The sequence below is a fragment of the Streptomyces sp. NPDC056987 genome (genome assembly GCF_042673865.1).
GTDB lineage: Bacteria > Actinomycetota > Actinomycetes > Streptomycetales > Streptomycetaceae > Streptomyces.
Window position 1 is genome coordinate 106,940 of record NZ_JBHURV010000021.1, and the last position, 21,290, is coordinate 128,229.

General features: G+C 71.4%; 22 protein-coding genes. 13 read left to right on the forward strand and 9 right to left on the reverse strand.

From position 1 onward, the window contains the following. Positions 1-30 precede the first annotated feature (30 nt). Complete coding sequence (gene mce / locus ACFTZC_RS23845) at positions 31-459, reverse strand: methylmalonyl-CoA epimerase (protein ID WP_365811426.1); 429 nt, start codon at positions 457-459, stop codon at positions 31-33. Between the two features lie 211 nt (positions 460-670). Here mce and ACFTZC_RS23850 point away from each other — a divergent pair, with 211 nt between their 5' ends. Both ACFTZC_RS23850 and meaB read left to right on the forward strand, forming a co-directional pair. Further along, complete coding sequence (locus ACFTZC_RS23850) at positions 671-1,873, forward strand: acetyl-CoA C-acetyltransferase (protein WP_382892843.1); 1,203 nt, start codon at positions 671-673, stop codon at positions 1,871-1,873. Positions 1,874-2,006: 133 nt separating this feature from the next. Continuing rightward, positions 2,007-2,960, forward strand: a complete 954-nt coding sequence (meaB, locus tag ACFTZC_RS23855; RefSeq protein WP_382892845.1) for a methylmalonyl Co-A mutase-associated GTPase MeaB — start codon at positions 2,007-2,009, stop codon at positions 2,958-2,960. Positions 2,961-3,070: 110 nt separating this feature from the next. Here the strand turns inward: meaB and ACFTZC_RS23860 are convergent, their stop codons facing one another. Then, positions 3,071-3,808 (reverse strand): PepSY domain-containing protein, encoded by a 738-nt coding sequence (locus ACFTZC_RS23860; RefSeq protein ID WP_382892847.1) that lies wholly within the window; start codon positions 3,806-3,808, stop codon positions 3,071-3,073. Positions 3,809-3,924: 116 nt separating this feature from the next. On the opposite strand from ACFTZC_RS23860, the gene ACFTZC_RS23865 reads away from it, so the two are divergent. Together ACFTZC_RS23865 and ACFTZC_RS23870 are read left to right on the forward strand one after the other, a co-directional pair. Then, the gene (locus tag ACFTZC_RS23865; RefSeq protein ID WP_365811433.1) at positions 3,925-4,587 is read left to right on the forward strand and encodes a response regulator transcription factor; all 663 of its coding nucleotides are present in this window, start codon (positions 3,925-3,927) and stop codon (positions 4,585-4,587) included. Continuing rightward, entirely contained in the window at positions 4,584-6,143 is a 1,560-nt protein-coding gene (locus ACFTZC_RS23870; RefSeq protein WP_382892849.1) for an ATP-binding protein, read from the forward strand. The genes ACFTZC_RS23865 and ACFTZC_RS23870 overlap by 4 nt, the downstream gene beginning before the upstream one ends. 54 nt (positions 6,144-6,197) lie before the next feature. Here ACFTZC_RS23870 and ACFTZC_RS23875 read toward each other — a convergent pair whose 3' ends face one another. From ACFTZC_RS23875 to ACFTZC_RS23890, 4 genes are all read right to left on the reverse strand, one after another. Further along, positions 6,198-6,674 carry a MarR family transcriptional regulator gene (locus ACFTZC_RS23875; protein ID WP_365811437.1) on the reverse strand — a complete coding sequence of 159 codons (477 nt, stop codon included), beginning with the start codon at positions 6,672-6,674 and terminating at the stop codon, positions 6,198-6,200. A 141-nt stretch (positions 6,675-6,815) separates the two neighbouring features. Next, positions 6,816-7,553, reverse strand: a complete 738-nt coding sequence (locus ACFTZC_RS23880) for an AIM24 family protein (RefSeq protein WP_382892944.1) — start codon at positions 7,551-7,553, stop codon at positions 6,816-6,818. A gap of 23 nt (positions 7,554-7,576) precedes the next feature. Next, the gene (locus ACFTZC_RS23885) at positions 7,577-8,227 is read right to left on the reverse strand and encodes an AIM24 family protein (RefSeq protein WP_382892851.1); all 651 of its coding nucleotides are present in this window, start codon (positions 8,225-8,227) and stop codon (positions 7,577-7,579) included. After that, positions 8,227-8,865 carry an AIM24 family protein gene (locus tag ACFTZC_RS23890; RefSeq protein WP_382892853.1) on the reverse strand — a complete coding sequence of 213 codons (639 nt, stop codon included), beginning with the start codon at positions 8,863-8,865 and terminating at the stop codon, positions 8,227-8,229. The genes ACFTZC_RS23885 and ACFTZC_RS23890 overlap by 1 nt, the downstream gene beginning before the upstream one ends. 260 nt (positions 8,866-9,125) lie before the next feature. Between ACFTZC_RS23890 and ACFTZC_RS23895 the strand changes: the two genes are divergently transcribed. The 6 genes from ACFTZC_RS23895 to ACFTZC_RS23920 all read left to right on the forward strand — a co-directional run bounded on the left by ACFTZC_RS23895 (position 9,126) and on the right by ACFTZC_RS23920 (position 15,256). Next, positions 9,126-9,470 carry a DUF3817 domain-containing protein gene (locus tag ACFTZC_RS23895; protein ID WP_382892855.1) on the forward strand — a complete coding sequence of 115 codons (345 nt, stop codon included), beginning with the start codon at positions 9,126-9,128 and terminating at the stop codon, positions 9,468-9,470. After that, the gene (locus ACFTZC_RS23900; protein WP_365811444.1) at positions 9,467-9,760 is read left to right on the forward strand and encodes an MTH1187 family thiamine-binding protein; all 294 of its coding nucleotides are present in this window, start codon (positions 9,467-9,469) and stop codon (positions 9,758-9,760) included. Before ACFTZC_RS23895 ends, ACFTZC_RS23900 begins: the two co-directional genes overlap by 4 nt. A gap of 218 nt (positions 9,761-9,978) precedes the next feature. Then, positions 9,979-11,730, forward strand: a complete 1,752-nt coding sequence (locus ACFTZC_RS23905) for a glycosyltransferase family 2 protein (RefSeq protein WP_382892946.1) — start codon at positions 9,979-9,981, stop codon at positions 11,728-11,730. A gap of 3 nt (positions 11,731-11,733) precedes the next feature. After that, positions 11,734-13,713: a galactose oxidase-like domain-containing protein gene (locus ACFTZC_RS23910; RefSeq protein WP_382892857.1), complete on the forward strand. Its 1,980-nt coding sequence runs from the start codon at positions 11,734-11,736 to the stop codon at positions 13,711-13,713. 129 nt (positions 13,714-13,842) lie between these two features. Beyond that, positions 13,843-14,688 (forward strand): alpha/beta fold hydrolase, encoded by an 846-nt coding sequence (locus ACFTZC_RS23915; protein ID WP_382892860.1) that lies wholly within the window; start codon positions 13,843-13,845, stop codon positions 14,686-14,688. A 22-nt stretch (positions 14,689-14,710) separates the two neighbouring features. Then, positions 14,711-15,256 carry a TetR-like C-terminal domain-containing protein gene (locus ACFTZC_RS23920; protein WP_382892948.1) on the forward strand — a complete coding sequence of 182 codons (546 nt, stop codon included), beginning with the start codon at positions 14,711-14,713 and terminating at the stop codon, positions 15,254-15,256. Between the two features lie 58 nt (positions 15,257-15,314). Here ACFTZC_RS23920 and ACFTZC_RS23925 read toward each other — a convergent pair whose 3' ends face one another. Further along, entirely contained in the window at positions 15,315-15,746 is a 432-nt protein-coding gene (locus tag ACFTZC_RS23925) for a Rid family hydrolase (RefSeq protein ID WP_382892862.1), read from the reverse strand. Positions 15,747-15,948: 202 nt separating this feature from the next. On the opposite strand from ACFTZC_RS23925, the gene ACFTZC_RS23930 reads away from it, so the two are divergent. Next, a complete protein-coding gene (locus tag ACFTZC_RS23930) occupies positions 15,949-16,926 on the forward strand; it encodes a GlxA family transcriptional regulator (RefSeq protein WP_382892864.1) in 978 nt (325 codons plus the stop codon). A 64-nt stretch (positions 16,927-16,990) separates the two neighbouring features. Here the strand turns inward: ACFTZC_RS23930 and ACFTZC_RS23935 are convergent, their stop codons facing one another. After that, positions 16,991-18,073 (reverse strand): glycoside hydrolase family 6 protein, encoded by a 1,083-nt coding sequence (locus tag ACFTZC_RS23935; RefSeq protein ID WP_382892866.1) that lies wholly within the window; start codon positions 18,071-18,073, stop codon positions 16,991-16,993. Positions 18,074-18,176: 103 nt separating this feature from the next. After that, positions 18,177-19,217: a DUF5937 family protein gene (locus ACFTZC_RS23940; protein WP_382892868.1), complete on the reverse strand. Its 1,041-nt coding sequence runs from the start codon at positions 19,215-19,217 to the stop codon at positions 18,177-18,179. Positions 19,218-19,371: 154 nt separating this feature from the next. Here ACFTZC_RS23940 and ACFTZC_RS23945 point away from each other — a divergent pair, with 154 nt between their 5' ends. Continuing rightward, positions 19,372-20,733: an MFS transporter gene (locus tag ACFTZC_RS23945; RefSeq protein WP_382892870.1), complete on the forward strand. Its 1,362-nt coding sequence runs from the start codon at positions 19,372-19,374 to the stop codon at positions 20,731-20,733. 21 nt (positions 20,734-20,754) lie between these two features. After that, positions 20,755-21,261 (forward strand): MarR family transcriptional regulator, encoded by a 507-nt coding sequence (locus tag ACFTZC_RS23950; protein WP_365811456.1) that lies wholly within the window; start codon positions 20,755-20,757, stop codon positions 21,259-21,261. Positions 21,262-21,290: the final 29 nt, after the last annotated feature.

Genomic DNA, 21,290 nt, shown 5'->3' on the forward strand with positions numbered 1-21,290 from the left:
GCCACTCTACCGGGCCGGGAATCCTTAAGGTCAGTGCTCCGGGCGGGAGGTGACCAGTTCTGTGAGTACACCGTGGCAGTCCTTGGGGTGGAGGAAGGTGATGCGCGACCCCATCGAGCCGGTGCGCGGCTCGTCGTAGAGGACCCGTACGCCCTTGTCACGCACGGCCTGAGCGTCCCCGTCCACGTCCGCGGTCCCGAACGCGATGTGATGGACGCCCTCCCCGTTCTTCGCCAGCCACTTGCCGACGGGCGAATCCTCCCGGACGGGTTCGAGGAGCTGAAGGTACGAAGCCCCGCCGTCGGACGTCTCGTTGATCTTGAGCATGGCCTCGCGTACGCCCTGCTCCTCGTTGACCTCGGTGTGGAAGACCTCGAAGCCGTAGGTGGCCCGGTAGAACTCGACCGTCGCGTCGAGGTCGAAACAGGCGATTCCGATGTGGTCGATTCGCGTCAGCATGGTGACAGTGCAGCGGTACGGGGGGTGATTACGCAACGTGCGCGCGATCACACGCGCCGCCGGGTGACCCGGGGGTACGCGGCTCAGTACATTTGAAGTGAACCGTCGTTCACACGACTGTCCGCCCGGTTCCTTCCTCCTCCTTCCGTCCGCTCCCGCAAGCTTCCTCCTCACGCCGCTCACCGCCGCACACAAAAGGGGATCGCGTCCCATGTCTGGAACGAACACCACCACCTCCGTGATCGTCGCCGGTGCCCGTACCCCCATGGGACGGCTCCTCGGCTCGCTCAAGACCTTCTCCGGCGCCGACCTGGGTGGATTCGCCATCAAGGCCGCCCTGGAGCGGGCCGGTATCGGCGGCGACCAGGTGCAGTACGTGATCATGGGCCAGGTGCTCCAGGCCGGTGCGGGGCAGATCCCGGCCCGCCAGGCCGCCGTCAAGGCCGGCATCCCGATGGACGTTCCCGCGCTCACCGTCAACAAGGTCTGTCTCTCCGGACTCGACGCGATCGCGCTGGCCGACCAGCTCATCCGCGCGGGCGAGTTCGACATCGTCGTCGCCGGTGGCCAGGAATCGATGACGAACGCGCCACATCTGCTGCCCAAGTCCCGCGAGGGCCACAAGTACGGCGCGATCGAGATGCTCGACTCGATGGCGTACGACGGGCTGACCGACTCCTTCGAGTCCATCGCCATGGGGGAGTCCACGGAGAAGCACAACACCCGCCTCGGCATCGCCCGCGCCCCGCAGGACGAGTTCGCCGCGCTCTCCCACCAGCGGGCCGCCGCCGCCCAGAAGAACGGCGTGTTCGACGCGGAGATCACCCCGGTCGAGATCCCGCAGCGCAAGGGCGAACCGGTGCTCTTCTCGCAGGACGAGGGGATCCGCGCCGAGACCACTGTCGAGTCGCTGGCCCGGCTGCGCCCCGCGTTCGCGAAGGACGGCACGATCACGGCGGGCACCTCCTCGCAGATCTCCGACGGCGCGGCCGCGGTCGTCGTCATGAGCCGGGCGAAGGCCGAGGAGCTGGGCCTGGAGTGGCTGGCCGAGATCGGCGCGCACGGCAATGTCGCGGGCCCGGACAACTCCCTCCAGTCCCAGCCGTCGAACGCGATCTGGCACGCCGTGGAGAAGGCCGGTCTCGGCGTGGACGAGCTGGACCTCATCGAGATCAACGAGGCGTTCGCGGCGGTCGCCGTGCAGTCGATGAAGGACCTCGGGGTGTCCCCGGAAAAGGTGAACGTGAACGGCGGCGCGATCGCCCTCGGCCACCCGATCGGGATGTCGGGTGCCCGGCTCGTCCTCCACCTGGCGCTGGAGCTGAAGCGGCGCGGCGGCGGCACCGGAGCGGCTGCGCTGTGCGGGGGCGGCGGCCAGGGCGACGCGCTGATCGTCCGCGTGCCGCGCCGTTGACGGGACGCCGACCGTACGCGGACGAGCTTCACGCGGACGAGCCGTACCCGAACGAGCGTGACCCGAACGAGCGAGAACCGAACGGGCCATGTGGTGGCCGGCCGTACCGGAGAACGACAGGAACGGAGCTGTGATGCAGGACGTCCCCGGGCTGGTGGCTCAGGCACGCGAGGGCCGGCCGCGGGCCGTGGCCCGACTGATCTCTCTCGTCGAGGGGGCGTCCCCGCAGCTCCGCGAGGTGATGGCGGCGCTGGCCCCCCTCGCGGGCAACGCGTACGTCATCGGCCTGACCGGGTCGCCGGGCGTCGGCAAGTCGACCTCGACCTCGGCACTGGTCTCCGCGTACCGCCGGGCGGGCCGGCGCGTCGCCGTACTGGCGGTCGACCCCTCCTCCCCCTTCTCCGGCGGCGCGCTCCTCGGCGACCGGGTCCGGATGTCCGAGCACGCCTCCGACCCGGGCGTCTACATCCGCTCGATGGCGACCCGCGGCCATCTCGGCGGGCTGGCCTGGGCGGCCCCGCAGGCGATCCGGGTGCTGGACGCGGCGGGGTGCGACGTGATCATCGTGGAGACCGTGGGGGTCGGCCAGTCTGAGGTCGAGATCGCCTCGCAGGCCGACACCTCGGTGGTGCTGCTCGCGCCCGGCATGGGCGACGGGATCCAGGCGGCCAAGGCGGGGATCCTGGAGATCGGCGACGTGTACGTGGTCAACAAGGCGGACCGCGACGGGGCCGACGCCACGGCCCGCGAGCTCAACCACATGCTGGGCCTCGGCGAGTCCCGGGGTCCCGGCGACTGGCGCCCGCCGATCGTGAAGACCGTCGCCGCGCGGGGCGAGGGCATCGACGAGGTGGTGGAGGCGCTGGAGAAGCACCGCGCCTGGATGGAGGAGCACGGCGTCCTCGCCGAGCGCCGGGCCCGCCGCGCGGCCCACGAGGTGGAGACCATCGCGGTCACCGCGCTGCGCAGGCGCATCGGCGACCTGCACGGCGACCGGCGCCTGGACGCCCTGGCCGAGCGCATCGTGGCGGGGGAGCTGGACCCGTACACGGCGGCGGACGAACTGGTCGCGGGGATCACCTCGTAGCCCGGTCCGTCAGGCCTCGGTCCGTCCGGCCCTTCCGGCCCGTCGCCTTCGCGGCGTCCGACGCGCCGGACGGGCCGTCACATCGAGCCCGTCCGGCGCACCGGCCGGCGTCAGTCGTCGTCCCCGTCATCGTCGCGGTCCACCGTCACCTTGCCGGTTGTCGAGTTGACGTTCAGTTCGTGCGTACGGCCGTCCTTGCCGCGTACGTCGACCTCCCAGGGCCCGCCCCGGTCGTCGTCCAGCTCCGCCGAGGTCACCGTTCCGGGTACGGAGGCGAGCGCGGCGGTCATCGCCCGCCGGACGTCGACCGTGGCGGCGCGCAGGGCCGCGCGGTCGTCGCTGTCATCGTCGTCATCGTCAGCATTGTTGGCGTCCCGATCCACCCGAACCGTCCCCGTCGCCGCGTCGATCCGCAGTTCCAGCCAGCGGCCGTTCTCGGCGAGCAGATCGATCTCCCACCGGTCGGCGGCGCCGGCCGCCACGTCGTCGTCCGCCTCCACCGAGGACACCGCACCCGGATGCGCCGCGAGCGCCACCGCGACGGCCTGGGCCGCGGAGAGGTCCGGCCGGGGCGCGGTCGGCGCGGGGGCCGGGGCCGCGGTCGCCGTCCGCGTCGGGGCGGGGGCCGGCGAGGAGTCGTCGTCCGCGCCGCCGCCCCGGCCGCCGCGGTCGTCCCCGGGGTCGTCCGACGCGCTGTCCGAGGGCGACGGCGTCGCGGTGACCACCGGCAGTACCGGTGCCGCGTCGTCGCTCCCGCGGTCGCCGCTCAGTGCGACCGCGGCCGTGTACGTACCCCCGCCGATCAGGGCCGCCGCGGTGATCGCTGCGATGACGATGTTGCGCTTCATGAGGAGGGCCTCCCGAGTCGATCCGTGTCGAACGCCTTCAATCTGCCGTACCGAACCTGAAGCCAGGCTGAAGTCAGCTGAAGTGATCTTCAGGTTCCGTTTGCGAAGCTGTGCGCATGCGCCTGTTGATCGTGGAGGACGAGAAGCGGCTCGCGGTGTCACTCGCCAAGGGCCTGACCGCCGAGGGATTCGCCGTCGATGTCGTCCACGACGGCCTCGAAGGGCTGCACCGCGCCGGTGAGGGCGTCTACGACCTGGTTGTCCTCGACATCATGCTGCCGGGCATGAACGGCTACCGGGTCTGCGCCGCCCTGCGCGCCGCCGGCCACGACGTACCGATCCTGATGCTCACCGCGAAGGACGGCGAGTACGACGAGGCGGAGGGGCTCGACACGGGCGCCGACGACTACCTGACCAAGCCGTTCTCGTACGTCGTCCTCGTCGCCCGGGTCAAGGCCCTGCTGCGCCGCCGCGGTACGGCCGGTGCCTCGCCCGTGCTGCGCATCGGCGCCCTCAGCGTCGACACGGCCGCCCGCCGGGTCTTCCGCGACGGTACGGAAGTGGCGCTCACCGCCAAGGAGTTCGCCGTACTGGAGCAACTGGCGGTACGGGCCGGGCAGGTGGTCGGCAAGCCGGAGATCCTGGAGCATGTCTGGGACTTCGCCTACGAGGGCGATCCCAACATCATCGAGGTCTACGTCAGCGCGCTGCGCCGCAAGCTCGGCGCCGCGTCCATCCAGACGGTGCGCGGCGCCGGATACCGGCTGGTCGCGCGGTGAGCGGCCGGTTCTCGTCCGTACGGGCCAAGGCGTCGCTCGGCGCGACCGCGGTCGTCGCGGTGGCGCTGGTGGCCGCGGGCGTCGCCGTCCTGCTCTCGCTGCGCGTGAACCTCACCGGCCAGGCGGAGCGCGCCGCTGACCGGGCGGCCCGTGAGGTCGCCCTGGACATCGCCGCGCAGGCCCCCGACCGGACCCCGTACGCCAAGCTGGAGCTGCCGGACGCCGAGGACAGTCCCGTACTGGTGACCGACGAGGACGGGCGGCTGCTCACCCTCAGCGAGGGGCTGCAGCGGATCAGCGGCTCCGGTGTCCCCGCGGTCGACACGGCGCGGTCGGCGCCGGATCCGTCGGGGACCGCCCGCACGGGCGGCTCCGGCACCGACCGGTCCGGCAGCTCCGGCAGCTCCGAGGATGATGACGACTCCGACGACGACGGCGGCGACGACCACGGCGGCGGGAAGGGCGGGGACGACGACCCCGCCGTGGGGGAGATCGACGACACGACGGAATACAGCGACGGGAGCGCGACGGTCGAGGGCACGGCGGGCGACTACCGCTTCGCGACCGTCGAGGCCACCGACCGCACCGGCCGGACGGTCGTCGTGCACGCGGGCGCGTCCCTCGCCGACCGGCGGAGCGCGGTGAACACGACCGCCGCCGCGATGCTGCTGGGCCTGCCGGTCCTGCTGCTGGTCGTCGGGGGAGTGACCTGGCTGGTCACGCGGCGCGCGCTGCGGCCGGTGGAGGGCATCCGGAGCGAGATGGCGGCCATCACCGCCTCCGAGGACCTGTCGCGGCGGGTGCCCGAGCCCGCCACCCGGGACGAGGTGGCCCGGCTGGCCCGGACCACCAACGAGACGCTGACCGCGCTGGAGGCGGCGGTGGAACGGCAGCGCCGCTTCGTCGCGGACGCCTCGCACGAACTGCGCAGCCCCATCGCCTCCCTGCGCACCCAGCTCGAAGTGGGGCACGCGCACCCGGGGTTGCTGGACGTGCCGGGCGCGGTCGCGGACACCGTACGGCTCCAGCAGCTCGCCGGGGACCTGCTGATGCTGGCGCGGCTGGACGCGGGGGAGCGGCCGGGGCGTACCAGGACCGACCTGGGCGCGCTGGTCCGCGAGGAGGTCTCCCAGCGGGCCACGGACCGCTTCCCGGTCGCCGTGCGGGCCCGGGAGGGGTTCGACGTGGTGGGCTCGCGCGGTCAGCTGGCGCGGGTCCTCGGCAATCTCCTCGACAACGCCCAGCGGCACGCGGCCGGTTCGGTCGAGACGTCGGTGCGCCGGGTGGGCGCCTGGGTGGTGCTCGCGGTCGCCGACGACGGCGCCGGGGTGCCGGAGGCGGAGCGCGAGCGGATCTTCGAACGGTTCGTCCGGCTCGACGACGCCCGCAGCCGTGACGACGGCGGGGCCGGTCTCGGGCTGGCCATCGCCCGCGATGTGGCCGAGCGGCACTGCGGCACCCTCACGGTCGGCCGGGCGCCGTCCGGCGGCGCCCTCTTCGAACTACGGCTGCCCGCCGTGACCGGCCCCGGTGAGGCCGGCGCCCAGGTCCTGTAGCACGCCGGGGCCGGGGCGGCCCCGGGTCCGGCCCTCGCTCCCGCTCCCGCGGGCTCAGATCTTGCCGCGCCGGCCGCGGAGCTGTTCCGCGACCGGGGCCAGCGACGTCCGCAGCTCCGCCAGCGCCTCCGGTGAGAGCAGATCGATGAAGTGGCGCCGTACGGACTCGACATGGTGCGGGGCGACCCGCTGCATCGTCTCCATGCCCTGGTCGGTCAGGACCGCGAAGAGCCCGCGCCGGTCCGACTCGCAGTTCTCCCTGCGCACCAGCCCCGCGGTCTCCATCCGGGTGATCTGGTGGGAGAGCCGGCTCTTGGACTGGAGGGTGATGGCGGCGAGATCGCTCATCCGCATGCGCCGCTCCGCCGACTCCGAGAGATTGACCAGGATCTCGTAGTCGTTCATGGTCAGTCCGAACGGCTGGAGATCCTTCTCCAGCTGGTGCGTCAGCAGCTTGCTGACATCCAGGTGGGTGCGCCAGGCGCACTGCTCCGCATCGCTCAGCCAGCGGGTGGCCGTCTCGGTCTCCATGTAATCGATTCTACCTAAGAAGTTGAATTCTGGACGAAATGTAAGGAGGGTGGTACGTGTGACGCCAGGCACCCGAAGCGCCGCGCGGACGCACCACGGGAGGGGTGCACGCGTTCGACGTCACACTCCGCAGACTACCGCTCACAGACCGAAGCGGCGCTGGAGATCACCAAGTCCTCCCTGTCCGGAGGAATGGCCGCCGCCGGGCACCCCCTGCTCCGGGGGCGCCGCACCCGTCGGCTGCTCCGCCATCAGCGTCTCCGTCGACTGCAGCAGCACCGTACCGGCCCCCACGAACTCGAATTGATGCTCCTCGCCCGAGACGCCCCCGATCCCCGTCAGTGAACGGATGCCGCCGAGCACACCGGACATATAGCCATGATCGTAATGGTGGCAGGGGGAGGGGCAGTCCGCCCAGCCGACCAGCGCCTGCGGATCCACCCGCAGCGGCGGCTCCATGAAGACCACGGGCCCGTTGGACGCCGCCACGAACTTCCCCGTCCCGATCAGGGTCAGAAAGCCCGGCACGATCGACTGCTTGAGCGCCAGCGACGGCTGGTACGCCAGCAGATTCCCCGAACGGATCGTCAGATTGCCTTCCTCCAGGTCGAAGGAGTTGACGTCGAAGGCGCGGTCGGCGAGCAGCATCTTCCCGCTGCCCTCCGCGACCACCCAGTCCGCCGCGTGCAGCGGCGAGTGGAAGCTGCTGCGCACCAGCGGCTCGAAGCGGCCGTGGCCGATCCCGTCGAAGTTGATCTGCCCGTAGTAGGCGATCATCTTGCCCTTCTGGAGGAACCACTGGCTCCCCTTCAACTCCACACAGAAGGTGTACGCGTTGACGTTGTCGTCGCTCGGCAGCGTCACCGGATCGAAGATCACCGGAGCGCTCGTCACTCCCCCGCTCACAGCTTCTCCTCCGACGCCTGGACGAACACCGCACCGCTGCCGCTCAGCTCCAACTGGAACGCCTCACCCGAGCCCCGCCCCACCATGTCGCGCCAGCCGAGCGCGGTGGAGAGCTTGTTCCGTACGTCGCCGTGGTGGGCGACGTACGCCTGCGGGTCCACATGGATGTCCCGCCCCGGGGAGATCGGCACCTCGATCACCCCGCCGTGCGCCATCACCGCGACCGCGCCGTGGCCCTTGAGCGTGGTCGTGAACAGCCCCTGGCCGGTCACCTGGCCGCGCACCATGCCCATCACGCCGCCCTGCGACCCCATGAACATCGTGCCCTGTTGGAGGGTGCCGTCGAAGGCGAGCAGCCGGTCCGCCTCCACGTACAGGGTGTCGCCCGCCAGGTTGATCACCTGGATGTGGTGGCCACCGTGCCCGAACATCACCGTGCCGCTGCCCTCGACCGTCATCAGCGGGGTCGCCTCGTTGGCCACCCGCCGTCCGATCATCGACATCAGCCCGCCCTGGCCGCCCTGGATGTTCGGCGTGAAGCTGACCTCGCCCCGGTACGCGAGCATCGCGCCCCGCTGGCTGAACAGCTTCTGCCCGGGCGCCACCGTCGCCTCGACCATCTTCGCGTTGATCTCGCGGAACGGCATCAGACATCGCCCCCGATCGTGTTCCGCTCGCTCGGCTGCACGTAGACCAGACCGTCGCCCTCGAACCGGATCTGGAAGGACTCGCCCGAGCCCTCGCCCATGAAGGTCCGGAAGTTCACCCCCGACTGGAACTTCTGCTGGAGATTGCCCTGGTGCGCGATGTACGCGCCGGGGTCGACGTACAGCGGGTACTGCGGTGCCACCCGCAGGACCACCGCCTCACCGTCCGACATGATCGCCGCCTGCCCCGTGCCCTCGACCGTGGTCGTGAACAAGCCATTTCCCGTCGCGCCCCCGCGCAGCCCCGTGAAGGCCGTGCCCGTCCGCAGTCCGGCGTCCGTGCAGAGGAGATTGCTCGCCTCGACATAGAGCTTGTCGCCGTGGAGCGAGACGAGGTTGATCTCGCTCGCCCGGTCGGCGAAGAAACACGTGCCCTGGCCTTTCACCTCCATCACGGTCATCTGTTCACCGGTGAGGCGGCGCGTCACCATCCCGCGCAGTCCGTCACCGCCCCCGGTCATCTTCTTGAAGGTCATCCGGCCGTCGTACGCGACCATCGAGCCGTTCTTCGCTTTCACGGCGTCGCCGGTCAGGTCGACGGCGAGCACCTTGCTGCCTTGCAGTCGGAACTGAGCCACGCGTCGACGGTATCCGGCGCCGCCGACCCGGAACAGGGCCCGTGCCCCCGACACGTCCCGGAACGATCCCGGAGCCGACCCGACCCTGAGACGGGCCGCCCCGACCCGGACAGGGGCCGACCCGACCCCTGATAACGGTCGGGCAAAGCGGGGCTGTCACAATGAGGAAACGCTTGTGCGCGCATTCACAAGATCGTGTGCGCCACGGAGCGTGCTGCTTCCGCCCTCACGTTGCCCCCGAAGACGAAGGTGCCTTCCTCGTGGACATCAAGACCGCCTCCTCCCTCCACCGCCTCCGCCTGGTCTCCGCGCCGGAGGCCGTCTCCTTCCTCCTGCTGCTCGTCTGCTCGGTCCTCAAGCGGACGACGGAGTTCAACGCGGTCCCCGTGATGGGTGCCGTCCACGGCCTGCTCTTCGTCCTCTACGTGATCTTCTGGCTCGACGCCTGGAACCGCACCAAATGGTCCTTCGGCACGGCGGCCCTCTACTTCGTGCTCTCCGTCCTGCCCGCCGGCGGCTTCTTCGCCGAGCGCAAGCTCAAGCGCGCCGCCGACGACGCGGTCATCGCCTCCCGCGCCCGTCGCGAGGGTACGGTGAGCGCATGATCGTCGCCTTCTCCGTCTCGCCCCTCGGCGTCGGGGAGGACGTCGGCGAGTACGTCGCCGACGCCGTCCGCGTCGTCCGCGCCTCCGGACTGCCGAACCGTACGGACGCCATGTTCACCTCGATCGAGGGGGAGTGGGACGAGGTGATGGACGTGGTCAAGCGCGCCGTCGCCGCCGTCGAGGCCCGCGCCGGACGCGTCTCGCTCGTCCTCAAGGCCGACATCAGGCCCGGCGTCACGGACGGCCTCACCTCGAAGGTCGAGACGGTGGAGCGCCACCTCTCCGCCTGACGCGGTCTCCCCGCCCGACGCGGTCTGTCCGCCGGGCGCGGCCTCCGTACGGGCGAACCCTCGAACGTACGGCCCCTCGCACGGACGCCTCCAGTCGACACGCCGGTAAATGTCCCCTTTTGTGGGGTCATCGACCGCGCGAGAACGCTGGAGGCATCGTGCGCCCGGAGAGCTTCGAGTACGACTACGACGTCCACAGCTGTCTGGCCGGCCCCCTCATGGAGCCGGGCCGGAAGGCCGCCTACCGGGTGCAGTACCGGAGTCTGCTCTCGCGGGAACCCCGCCGAATACGTGCCGTCCTGCTGATGGCCCTGGCGCCGCTGCTCTCCGGGGTCCTTCTCGTCTATCTGGTCTGGCCCACCCACCGCACCGTCCGCGAGGGCGGCGACCGCTGGCTCATCGTCTTCGACCACGTGATGCTCGGCTCGATCGGGCTCATCGCCTTCTTCATGCTGGTCAACGTGGTCTCCGTGGCCCATGCCACGATGGTCGCCCAGGACCCGGTGCCGGTACCCGCCGAGACGGGCACCCGCGTCGCGTTCCTCACCACGTACGTCCCCGGCAAGGAACCGCTCGCCATGGTGCGGGACACCCTCGAAGGCGCCGGGCGCCTGCGCCACAGCGGCCCGCTCGACATCTGGCTGCTCGACGAGGGCGACAGCCCCGCCGCCCGGGCGCTCTGCGAGGAGCTGGGCGTACGCCACTTCACCCGCCGCGGGGTGCCCGAGTGGAACCGCCCGAGCGGCGTGCACAAGGCCCGCACCAAGCACGGCAACTACAACGCCTGGATCGCGATGCACGGCGACGACTACGACTTCTTCGCCTCCGTCGACACCGATCACATACCGCTTCCCAACTTCCTGGAGCGGATGCTCGGTTACTTCCGCGACCCGGACATCGCCTTCGTCGTCGGTCCCCAGGTGTACGGGAACTACACCTCGCCGGTCACCAAGGCCGCCGAGTCCCAGCAGTTCCTCTTCCACGCGCTGATCCAGCGGGCCGGGAACCGCTACCGGGCGCCCATGTTCGTCGGCACCAACAACGCCGTACGGATCACCGCGCTCAAGCAGGCGGGCGGCCTGTACGACTCGATCACCGAGGACATGGCGACCGGTTTCGAGCTGCACCGCCGCAGGAACCCGCTCACTGGCCGGTTCTGGCGCTCCGTCTACACCCCCGACGTGCTGGCCGTCGGCGAGGGGCCCGCCTCCTGGACGGACTTCTTCACCCAGCAGCTGCGCTGGTCCAGGGGGACCTACGAAACCCTCTTCAAGCAGTACTGGAAGGCACCCTTCCGAGTGCCGCCGGGGCGGCTGTTCAGCTACACGATGATGCTCGTCTACTACCCGATGACCGCGGTCAACTGGTTCCTGGGCATCCTCAGCTGCGTCCTGTTCCTCTGGCTCGGCGCCTCCGGCACCCAGGTCTCCTCCTCGGTCCTGCTGATGCTCTACAGCGACGCCGCCGCCCTCCAGATCGGCCTCTACCTCTGGAACCGGCGCCACAACGTCTCGCCCCACGAGCCCGAGGGCTCCGGCGGACTCGCCGGGATGGCGATGTCCGCGCTCTCCGCGCCGATCTACCTCAAGTCGCTGGGGTCGGCCGTGCTGCGTACCCATGGCCGCTTCGTCGTCACCCCCAAGGGCGGTGAGGCCAGCCCCGACCGGCTGCTGACGTTCCGGGTGCACTTCTTCTGGGCCGCCGTGCTCGTCGCCTCGCTCCTCGCCTCCTTCCTCCTCGGCCACTCCCATGTGGCGATGCGTACCTGGGCCCTTCTGGCGCTCGCGACAGCGCTGGCCCCCATCGCCGTCTGGGCGTGGACGGCCCGTCAGGAGCGCGCCGACGCGGCACGGGCCGCGACCACCCTCATGGCCCTCGCGGCCCCCGAGACACGGCATGTCCCGCAGCCCGCGCCCCAGCCCGCGGCGGTGCCCGCGATCCCGCCCAAGACGACGACCGGAGGGAACTGAGAGATGCCCGAGCAGTACCGGCCCCGGCGCCGGCCGTCGAACAAGTTCAGGAAGACCCTGATGGGCGGGGGAGCGGTGGTGGTGCTCGTGGGGCTCAACGCCCCCGCGGCCGTCTCCTTCGCCCAGGAGAAGTACCACGCGTACAAGATCGCCCAGCCCGGCTACAAGCGGCAGTACGGTTCCTGGGAGCCCCTCGCCGTGCCCAAGGAGTACCGCACGAACGCGATCCACGCGGCCCTGCTGCACACCGGCAAGGTCCTGATCATCGCGGGCTCCGGCAACAACCAGAAGAAGTTCGACAAGGGCTCGTTCGACACGATCCTGTGGAACCCGGCCGACAACTCGTTCAAGAAGATCCCCACCCCCGAGGACTTCTTCTGCTCCGGCCATTCGCAGCTCCCCGACGGCCGGCTGCTGGTCGCGGGCGGCACGGCGCGCTACGAGGTGCTCGACGGCTCGATCGAGCGCGCGGGCGGCGGGATGCGCGTCAAGAACGAGAACCCGGACCGTGACCACACGTTCAGGAAGGGCACGCGCTTCCGCTCCCCGTCGGGCGTCGAGTACATCAGCAAGTTCGATGTCACCGTCCCCAGGGCGAAGCGCGAGTTCAAGATCGCGTACGGGTCCGGCGGCCGGATGCTGCCCTGGAAGACGAAGATCACGGCCGGCGAGGCGCGTGTCTTCGTGGAGGCGGCGGAGAAGGGCCCGCGGGCGCTGACGACCCAGGCGGCGCAGTACCGGATCGTCGGCCTCACGGGCAAGGACGCCGACAACCTCTACGGCCTCGCCCAGAAGATCACCACGGAGAAGCAGGACTTCCAGGGCATCAAGGCCGCGTACGAGTTCGACCCCAGAGCCGAGAAGTACATCCCCGTCGCCCCGATGAAGGAGGCCCGCTGGTACCCCACGCTGGTCACCCTGGAGGACGGCAAGGTGCTCGCCGTCTCGGGCCTGGACGACGTGGGCGCCGTACTCACCGGGGACAACGAGCTGTACGACCCGGAGACCAAGGAGTGGTCCAAGGGCCCCACCCGCTACTTCCCGACCTATCCCGCGCTCTTCCTCACCAAGGGCGGCAAGCTCTTCTACTCCGGCTCCAACGCCGGGTACGGCCCCGCCGACCAGGGCCGCCAACCGGGGCTGTGGGACGTGAAGACCAACACGTTCACCGGGATCGGCGGGCTCACCGACCTCGACCAGACCGAGACCTCGGCGTCCCTGCTGCTGCCGCCCGTGCAGGACCAGCGGGTGATGGTGCTCGGCGGCGGCGGGGTCGGCGAGTCCTCCAAGGCCACCGCCCGTACGGCCGTGGTCGACCTGAAGGCGGACAACCCGGCCTTCCAGGAGGGCCCGAGGCTCCCGCAGGGCACCCGGTACCTGAGCAGTGTGCTGCTGCCGGACGACTCGGTGTTCACCACCGGCGGCTCCTCCGACTACCGGGGCCGCAGCGCCAGCGACATCCTGAAGGCGCAGTTCTACGACCCGAAGTCCAACACCTTCCGCCCCGCCGCCGACCCGACCGTGGGCCGCAACTACCACTCGGAGGCGCTGCTGCTGCCGGACGGCCGGGTGGTGACCTTCGGCTCCGACCCGCTCTTCGACGACGCGGACAACACCAAGCTCGGCACGTTCGAGCAGCGCGTGGAGATCTACACCCCGCCGTACCTCCAGGGCGACCGGGCCCAGGAGAAGCGCCCGAAGCTCGGCAGGGGCCCACAACAGGTCGGCGCGGACGGCCGGGCCACGTTCCGTACGGACCACCCGGAGGCGATCGCCACGGCGCGGCTGATGCGCCCGAGCGCGGTCACGCACACGACGGACGTCGAGCAGCGCTCGGTGGACCTCACGATGGCGAAGACGAGGAACTCGGTGACGGTGGAGGTCCCGAAGGACCGCGCTCTGGTGCCGCCCGGCTGGTACATGCTCTTCGTCACGGACGCGTCGGGCGTCCCGTCCGAGGCCAAGTGGATCAAGGTGGAGTGAGGGCGGGCGGCGTCGGTCGGTGCCGGGGGAGGGAGGAAGAGGGAAGGCGGGGAGAGGATCCTCTCGTTGACAGGTCTGGTTAATGGGATTAGCTTTTAGCTAATGACGTTAGCCAGACCTGGAGGGATCATGACCGAGTACCTCGCCGTCGACGGCGGCACCCTCGCCTACGAGGTGGCGGGGGCGGCGGGTTCGGGCCCGCTGATCGTGCTCGCGCACGGCATGGGCGACAGCCGCGCCGCGTACCGCGCGGTGATCCCGCAGCTGGTGGCCGCGGGCCACCGGGTCGCCGCGGTCGATCTGCGCGGCTGCGGCGAGTCCAGCGCCGACTGGCCGGCCTGGAGCCGCACCGCCCTCGCCGACGACCTGCTCGCCCTGATCCGCCACCTGGGCGGCCCCGCGGTGCTCGTCGGCCACTCGATCTCCGGCGGCGCCGCCACCATCGCCGCGGCGCGCGAACCCTCCCTGATCTCCGCGGTCGCCGAACTGGCGCCGTTCACCCGCAAGCAGTCCATCCGCCTCGGCGACCTGCGGGTACGGCGCTTCCGGCAGGGCATGCTGCGGCTGCTCGGCGCGGGTGTGCTCGGCAGCGTCCCGCTCTGGCGCGGGTACCTCGACGTGGCCTACCCCGGCGCGAAGCCCGCCGACTGGGCCGAACGGCTCGGCCGTATCGACTCCCTGCTGCGCGAGCCGGGCCGGATGAAGGCATTCCAGGGCATGGGCCGCGCCAACCCGGCCGACGCCGGCGCGCGGCTCGGTGACGTCCGCTGCCCGGTCCTGGTCGTGATGGGCACGCTCGACCCCGACTGGGCCGACCCGCACGCCGAGGGCTCGGCGATCGTCGACGCCCTGCCCTCCGGCCTCGGCCGCCTGGAGATGATCGAGGGCGCCGGCCACTACCCGCACGACCAGTTCCCCGACGAGGTGGTCTCCCTCCTGCTCGCCTTCCTCCGGTCGGAGACCGCCCGTGCCTAGGGTCGGCCTGGACCCGGCGGCCGTGGTCGCGGCCGGCGCCGCCCTCGCCGACGAGGTGGGCCTCGCCCATCTGACGATGGGGCTGCTGGCCGAACGGGTGGGCGTGCGCACCCCGTCCCTCTACAAGCACGTGGGCGGCCTGGACGACCTCAACCGGCGCATCGCGGCCCTGGCGCTGAGCCAGGCCGCCGACGCCGTCGGCGGCGCCGCCCAGGGATACGCGGGCCGCGACGCCCTGGTGGCCGCCGCGTCCGCCTTCCGCGCCTTCGTCCTGGAGCACCCCGGCCGGTACGCCGCGACGATCGGCGTGGAACCGACGGGACCGGACGACCCGATGGCCGCCGCGGCCCAGCGGCTGCTCGACGCGTTCTCGGCGGTCCTGCGCGGCTACGACATCGCGGAGCCCGACGTGGACCACGCCCTGCGCATGCTCCGCAGCCTCTGCCACGGCTTCGCCACGCTGCAGGTGGCGAACGGCTTCCAGTGGAGCGCCGACATCGACGAGAGCTTCGAGTGGCTGATCGCCTTCGCCGACCGGGGGTTGCGCGCGGTCGAACCCGGGCGGTGAGCCGGGGAGCCGGACGCGGGCGGTGACTCGGCCCCGGACCCGGGCGGTTGGCGGTGGATCAGACCCGGGCGGTGAATCTCACCTCGACCAGCAGCTCGGGGAAGGCCAGCCGCGGGGTGCCGATCATGGTGCTCGCCACCTGCGGGTCCGGCCGGCCGTACGCTTCCTTGCGCACCGGCCCCGCCGCCGCGTCGGCCGCGTCGACATCGACCGCGTAGATGACTTCTTCGACGACATCGTCCAGCGATGCGCCGAAACGCCGTAGCAATTCGGCCGCGTTGGCATAGCACTGGCGCATCTGCTCGCCCGTGTTGGCGAAATCGGTGACCGATCCGGCTGCGTCGACCGGCGCGGGGGCGACGAGTTCCGTTCCGTCGTGGGCGACTTGGCCGGAGAGATAAACGGTGTCGCCGCTCCGGACCGCCTGAACGTATCCGTAACCCTTTTCCCAAGGGACTCCGAAGCTTTCGACCTGATCCGCGTCGCTCATGGCGCTCCGATCATCAGAAGTGAATTCCACCGGTACGGGAAAGACGATAGGAAGCCATGCCGGGGCGGGCCAGGCACGGTTGTGCCAGCAACCGCAAGGATCGTGCCGGCGCCAGGGTGCCCGGTCGGACGGTCGCGTACGTAGGGTGGACAGGAAGCGCGCAGGCGAGGGAGTCCACTTGCGGAACGGATCGCGGAACGGATTGCCGAACGGATCGCGGAACGGGGAGGGCGGGACGACGGTCGTCGCGATCCTCGCGGTACCGCGGGCGTATCCGCTCGACGTCACCATTCCGGCCTATGTGTTCGGCCGGCATCCCGGTTATCGGGTCTTCGTCTGCGGAGATCACGATCCCGCCCCGGCCCTCGACGCGGAGCTGCCGTCGCGCGTCGACGTGGCCGCGGACATCAGGCCGACTCGCTCCCTCGCCGCTCTGGAGGAGGCCGATATCGTCGTGGTCCCGGGCTACGAGGATCTGAGTGTCCCTGTCCCGGAGGACCAGCTGACGGCGCTGCGGACCGCCGTCGAGCGGGGTGCGCGGGTTCTCGCCGTCTGCACGGGCGTATTCGCGCTCGCGGCTGTCGGGGCGCTGAACGGCAGGACGGCCACGACGTATTGGCGCAACACCGATCAGCTCCGCGCCGGGTACCCCGAGATCGATGTCGTCGAGAACCGGCTCTTCGTCGAGGACGGGGCGCTCATCACCTCCGCCGGCGCGGGGTCGGGAATCGATGCCTGTCTCCATGTCGTCCAGACCGACTTCGGGACCACCGCCGCGGACGGCGTGGCGAAGGACGTCGTCTTCTCCGCCGCCCGTGGCCCGCACGAGCCGCAGTACACGGACGCGCCCACCCCTCCGCGCGCCGACCTGGGCGCGACACGGGAATGGGTGCGGGAGAACATCGGATCGCCCGTCACCGTGCAGCGGATGGCGGACCACAGCCTGCTCTCACGGAGAACCCTCGTCCGGCGTTTTGTGAGCGAGACGGGAATGCCGCCCATGCAATGGGTCGCCGCGCAGCGGATTCTCGCTGCGCGCCGGCTCCTCGAAACATCCGACTGGTCCGTCGAGAGGATCGCCGGAGCGACGGGTTTCGGCACGGCCTCGAATTTCCGGAACCTTTTCCGGAGGGAAGTGGGAATGACGCCGAGCGCCTACCGCAAGGCGCACGGCGGTTGAGGCGGGAGGAGGATGCGGACGGCGGGATCCGGCGCGCGTCAGCCCTTGAGCCCTTCGCGCTGCGTCAGCCCTTCGCGCGGCGCGCCAGGCCCAGCGCGTACTCCGGCCACCATGTGCCCGCCGCCGGGCCGCCCCGGCAGGGGCCGTCCGACTCGCCGGGGCGTTTGATCCAGAGGAACGCGTCGACCAGTTCGTTGCCGGTGTTCGTGGTCGGCGGGGTGCCCAGGGCGCGCCCCGGGGGGTTGCACCAGGCCTCGTCGCGGTTGCCGGGGAGCGGGCCCGCGCCGTTTCTGCTGGTGTCCACCGTGAAGTGGGTCTCGCCGAGCAGGCCGGCGAGCCGGGTCCCGTACGCCTTGACGGTGTTGTTCGTCTGGAAGTTGGACACGTTGAGCGAGAAACCGTCCGCCGCGCCGACCCCCGCCCGCTGGAGCGCGTCCGCGATCTTGGCCGGGTCGGAGATCCAGTCCGGGTTGCCGGCGTCCACGTAGACGCGGGTGTGCGGCTGCCGCTTCAGACGGCCGACCGCGTGGGTGAGGAGTTCGTACCGCTCGGCGTGGTGCTCGGACGGGGTGCAGCCGTCCGCGACATGCGGCACCGCGTCCGGCTCCAGTACGACGATGGCCTCGGCGTCGCCGATCGCCGCCGCGAAGCCGTCGATCCAGTCGCGGTAGGACGGCCCGTCGGCGGCGCCGCCCGCCGAGTAGAGCCCGCAGTCGCGATGCGGGATGTTGTACGCGACGAAGACCGCCGTCCGCTTGCCGGCGGTCGCGCCCCGTACCGCCCGGCGGATCTGCGGCTCGGGGTTCTCGGCGGCGGGCCAGACGGCGACCGCGCGGTCCGCGATCCGCTTGAGCGCCTTCGCGTCGGCCGAACGCCCCTCCTGCTCCCACCGGCTGACCTGCTGGGCCGCGTCGCTGTCCGGGTCGATCCAGAAGGGTGACGCCGCCGTCGGGGCCGCCTCGCCCTGGACCGCCGGCGCCGTCCGCGCGGCGCGCGGCACCGGCGCCTCGGGCCGGGACGCGGACGGGGCGCAGCTCACCAGCGCGGCGAGGGTGAGCAGGGCCGCGACGACGGTCGTCGGCGCGGGGCGCGCGCGGCGCGACGGCGGTGCCGGTACCCGTACCGGTGCGGGTACCGGCATCGGCATCGATGAAGACGGTGATTGCGGTCTGCGGCCGGACATCCAGACCCCTCGGAAGTCGACTGGGCGACGATGGGAATGGCAAGACCGGCATATCGTTACATAGCGCTCAATCGGTTGTGCTCTGCGACACCGGGGCGGATGCCGACGCCGACAGCGGAGCCGACGCCGACGCCGACAGGGCGATGCCGAGCGGCGTCCGCTCGTACAGCACCTGGTGCCCGTACCGCCGCGAGGTCAGCAGCCCCGCCCCGCGCAGCGCCGACAGATGTGCCGACACGGACGACGGGGCCAGTCCCAGCAGCCGCGCGAGCGCCGTCGTCCCGGACGGCTCGTCCAGCGCGCACAGCACGTCCGCCCGCGCCCGGCCCAGCAGCCGGGCCAGCGCGTCGGGGGTACGGTCCGACGGCCGCGTCCACAGGCCGCCGATGCCGCGCACCGGATAGATCACGGCCGGCTGCCACGGCGGCAGATAACCGCTGACCACGCGCGGCCAGGAGAACACACTCGGCATCAGGACCAGCCCCTCGCCGCCGAGTACGCGGGTGTGGCTGCCGTTCGTTCCCGTGATCGTCAGGGTGGAGCCGTCCGTCCAGGAGAGCTGCGGACTCAGCTCCCCCAGCAGCCCCTGGAGACCGGTCTCCGCCAACCGCCGCGAGTGGTACGACACATCGGCCTCCAGCAGGGTGCGCAGCCGGGGCCACTCCGGCTCCACCAGTTCGTGCCACACCCGTTCCAGCAGCCCGGCCAGCCTCCGCACCGCCTCCACCGGATCCGCCGCCATCGCCCGGCCCTCGGGGCGCGCCGCGGCGCCCGGGGTGTCGGCGAGCGCCAGCGTGATGTCGGTTCTGACCAGCTCCGGATCGGTGGCGCGGACGGCCGCGATCTCCTCCTCGAAGGTGGGGAGGGGTACCGACGGCGGGCGGCTCAGGAAGTCCGGGTTGTGCCCGTGCTCGGGCATCAGGAGATGCAGCGGCGCGAGATCGATCGCCGCCACCGCAGCCCGGATCCGGCGCAGCCACGGCAGGTGGTACCCGTGTCGCTCGGGGCGCGCGAGGGTGCGTACCGCCTCCTGCGTCTCCCAGAGCGGCGACACGGCGAACCGGCAGCGGAGCAGATCGCTCTCGTCGAAGTGGAGCTGGAACGGCATGGTGCGGGCGGCCTCCCATTCGGTCCGAAGGCTTCCGTCGCTCCGGGCTCCGGGCCGCGGTCCGTGGTCTGCGGTCCGCGGTCCGCGGTCCGCCGAAGATTCGGACTCGTCCGAATGACTGTGGCCGTGGCTCCTACCCCGTCAGTCTGCCTCCATGCCCCAGAACGCTCCCCGTGGGTACGGCGCCGTCTTCGCCGTCCGTGAGTTCCGGTTCGTCTTCGCCGCGCACCTCCTCTCCCTCCTCGGCGTGGTCGTCAGCGAGATCGCGCTGACCTTCCTCGTCTACGACCTCACCGGATCCCCGCTGCTCAGCGCCCTCACCTTCGCCCTCGGGCTGCTCCCGTACCTCGTCGGCGGGACCCTCCTCGCCGGGGTCGCCGACCGCTACCCCGCCCGCCGGGTGCTGGTGGTCTGCGATCTGCTCTGCGCCCTCTGCGTGGGGGTGATGGTGCTGCCCGGCACGCCGATCGCCGGGCTGCTGGCCCTGCGCTGCGCCGTCGCCGCGATCGCGCCCGTCTTCACCGGGACCAGGATGGCCGCGCTGACCGACATCCTCGGCGAGGGCGATCTGTACGTACTCGGCCGCTCCCTGCTGCGGATCGTCTCGCAGAGCGCGCAGCTCGCCGGGTTCGGGCTGGGCGGGGTGCTGCTCGCCGTCGTGCCCGCGCGCGGCGCGATCTGCGTCACGGCCGTGACGTTCCTCTGCTCGGCCGCGCTGCTGCGCTTCGGGACGGCCGACCGTCCGGCCCGCGCCACCGCACGTCCGGGTGACGCGGGGGCCGCCGGGCCGGCGGGCCACCGCCACGGCGGCTCCCTGCTGCGGGAATCGCTCGGCGGCGCCCGGCTGCTGCTGGGCGACCGGCGTACGCGGGCGCTGCTGCTGCTCTTCTGGCTCCCCGCGATGTTCGTCGTCGCGCCCGAGGCCCTGGCCGCCCCGTACGCGGACTCCCTCGGGCTCGGTCCGGCGGCGCTGGGGCTGATGATGTGCGCGATGCCCGTGGGGCACATCGTGGCGGAGCTGTACGTCGGTACGGTGCTCTCGCCGCGCGCCCGCCCCCGCGTCGTCCTGCCGGGCGCCGCCCTCGGACTGCTGCCCCTGCTGGTGTACGGGGCCGAGCCCGGCCTCGGCTGGGCACTGGCCGCGCTCACCCTGTCCGGTGCGGCGGCCGCGTATGTCATCGGCCTCGACCAGTGGTTCGTCGCGGCGGTCCCCGAGGAGCTGCGCGGCCGGGCGATGACCCTGCTCACGGCGGGTCTGATGACGCTCCAGGGGCTCGGCATGGCGGCGGCGGGAGCGGCCGCCGAATTCCTTCCCGTACCTCAGGTGGTGGCCGGGGCGGGTGCGCTCGGCACGCTCTGCTGCCTCGTCCTCGTACGGGAGGTCCACCGCACCGGACCGCACGCCACGGCGGCGCGGGAGGCGCGCGGACGGACGGGCGGCCGGCTGCGGAGCCTGCCCCGCCGGGGGCGACGGAACGTACGACCGAAGGGCGAGACGGTGCTGACCCGCGAGTAACCAGTGGGTAAGGTCGATGGCGTGTCCAAGCCGCTCAGCCTGCCTTTCGACCCCATCGCGCGCGCCGACGAACTCTGGCAGCAGCGCTGGGGACCCGTTCCCTCCATGGGCGCGATCACCTCGATCATGCGCGCCCACCAGATCCTGCTCGCCGGGGTGGACGCCGTCGTCAAGCCGTACGGCCTCACCTTCGCCCGGTACGAGGCGCTGGTGCTGCTCACCTTCTCCAAGGCCGGCGAACTGCCGATGTCCAAGATCGGTGAGCGGCTGATGGTCCACCCGACCTCCGTCACCAACACCGTGGACCGGCTGGTGACCGCCGGTCTCGTCGACAAACGGCCCAACCCCAACGACGGGCGCGGCACGCTCGCCTCCATCACGGACAAGGGCCGCGAGGTGGTGGAGGCCGCCACCCTCGACCTGATGGAGATGGACTTCGGACTCGGCGTCTACGATGCGGAGGAGTGCGCGGAGATCTTCGCGATGCTGCGCCCGCTGCGGGTGGCCGCCCAGGACTTCGAGGATTGAAGGTGGAGGGAGGGGCGCCGGAAGATCGC

Coding starts and splice junctions, on each gene's coding strand:
- ACFTZC_RS23910 (WP_382892857.1), top strand. CDS start 11,734: ATGCCCGAGCAGTACCGGCCCCGGCGCCGGCCGTCGAACAAGTTCAGG.
- ACFTZC_RS23935 (WP_382892866.1), bottom strand. CDS start 18,073: ATGCCGATGCCGGTACCCGCACCGGTACGGGTACCGGCACCGCCGTCG.
- ACFTZC_RS23900 (WP_365811444.1), top strand. CDS start 9,467: ATGATCGTCGCCTTCTCCGTCTCGCCCCTCGGCGTCGGGGAGGACGTC.
- ACFTZC_RS23940 (WP_382892868.1), bottom strand. CDS start 19,217: ATGCCGTTCCAGCTCCACTTCGACGAGAGCGATCTGCTCCGCTGCCGG.
- mce (WP_365811426.1), bottom strand. CDS start 459: ATGCTGACGCGAATCGACCACATCGGAATCGCCTGTTTCGACCTCGAC.
- ACFTZC_RS23860 (WP_382892847.1), bottom strand. CDS start 3,808: ATGAAGCGCAACATCGTCATCGCAGCGATCACCGCGGCGGCCCTGATC.
- ACFTZC_RS23885 (WP_382892851.1), bottom strand. CDS start 8,227: ATGCCGTTCCGCGAGATCAACGCGAAGATGGTCGAGGCGACGGTGGCG.
- ACFTZC_RS23875 (WP_365811437.1), bottom strand. CDS start 6,674: ATGGAGACCGAGACGGCCACCCGCTGGCTGAGCGATGCGGAGCAGTGC.
- ACFTZC_RS23865 (WP_365811433.1), top strand. CDS start 3,925: ATGCGCCTGTTGATCGTGGAGGACGAGAAGCGGCTCGCGGTGTCACTC.
- ACFTZC_RS23915 (WP_382892860.1), top strand. CDS start 13,843: ATGACCGAGTACCTCGCCGTCGACGGCGGCACCCTCGCCTACGAGGTG.
- meaB (WP_382892845.1), top strand. CDS start 2,007: ATGCAGGACGTCCCCGGGCTGGTGGCTCAGGCACGCGAGGGCCGGCCG.
- ACFTZC_RS23905 (WP_382892946.1), top strand. CDS start 9,979: ATGGAGCCGGGCCGGAAGGCCGCCTACCGGGTGCAGTACCGGAGTCTG.
- ACFTZC_RS23850 (WP_382892843.1), top strand. CDS start 671: ATGTCTGGAACGAACACCACCACCTCCGTGATCGTCGCCGGTGCCCGT.
- ACFTZC_RS23945 (WP_382892870.1), top strand. CDS start 19,372: ATGCCCCAGAACGCTCCCCGTGGGTACGGCGCCGTCTTCGCCGTCCGT.
- ACFTZC_RS23925 (WP_382892862.1), bottom strand. CDS start 15,746: ATGAGCGACGCGGATCAGGTCGAAAGCTTCGGAGTCCCTTGGGAAAAG.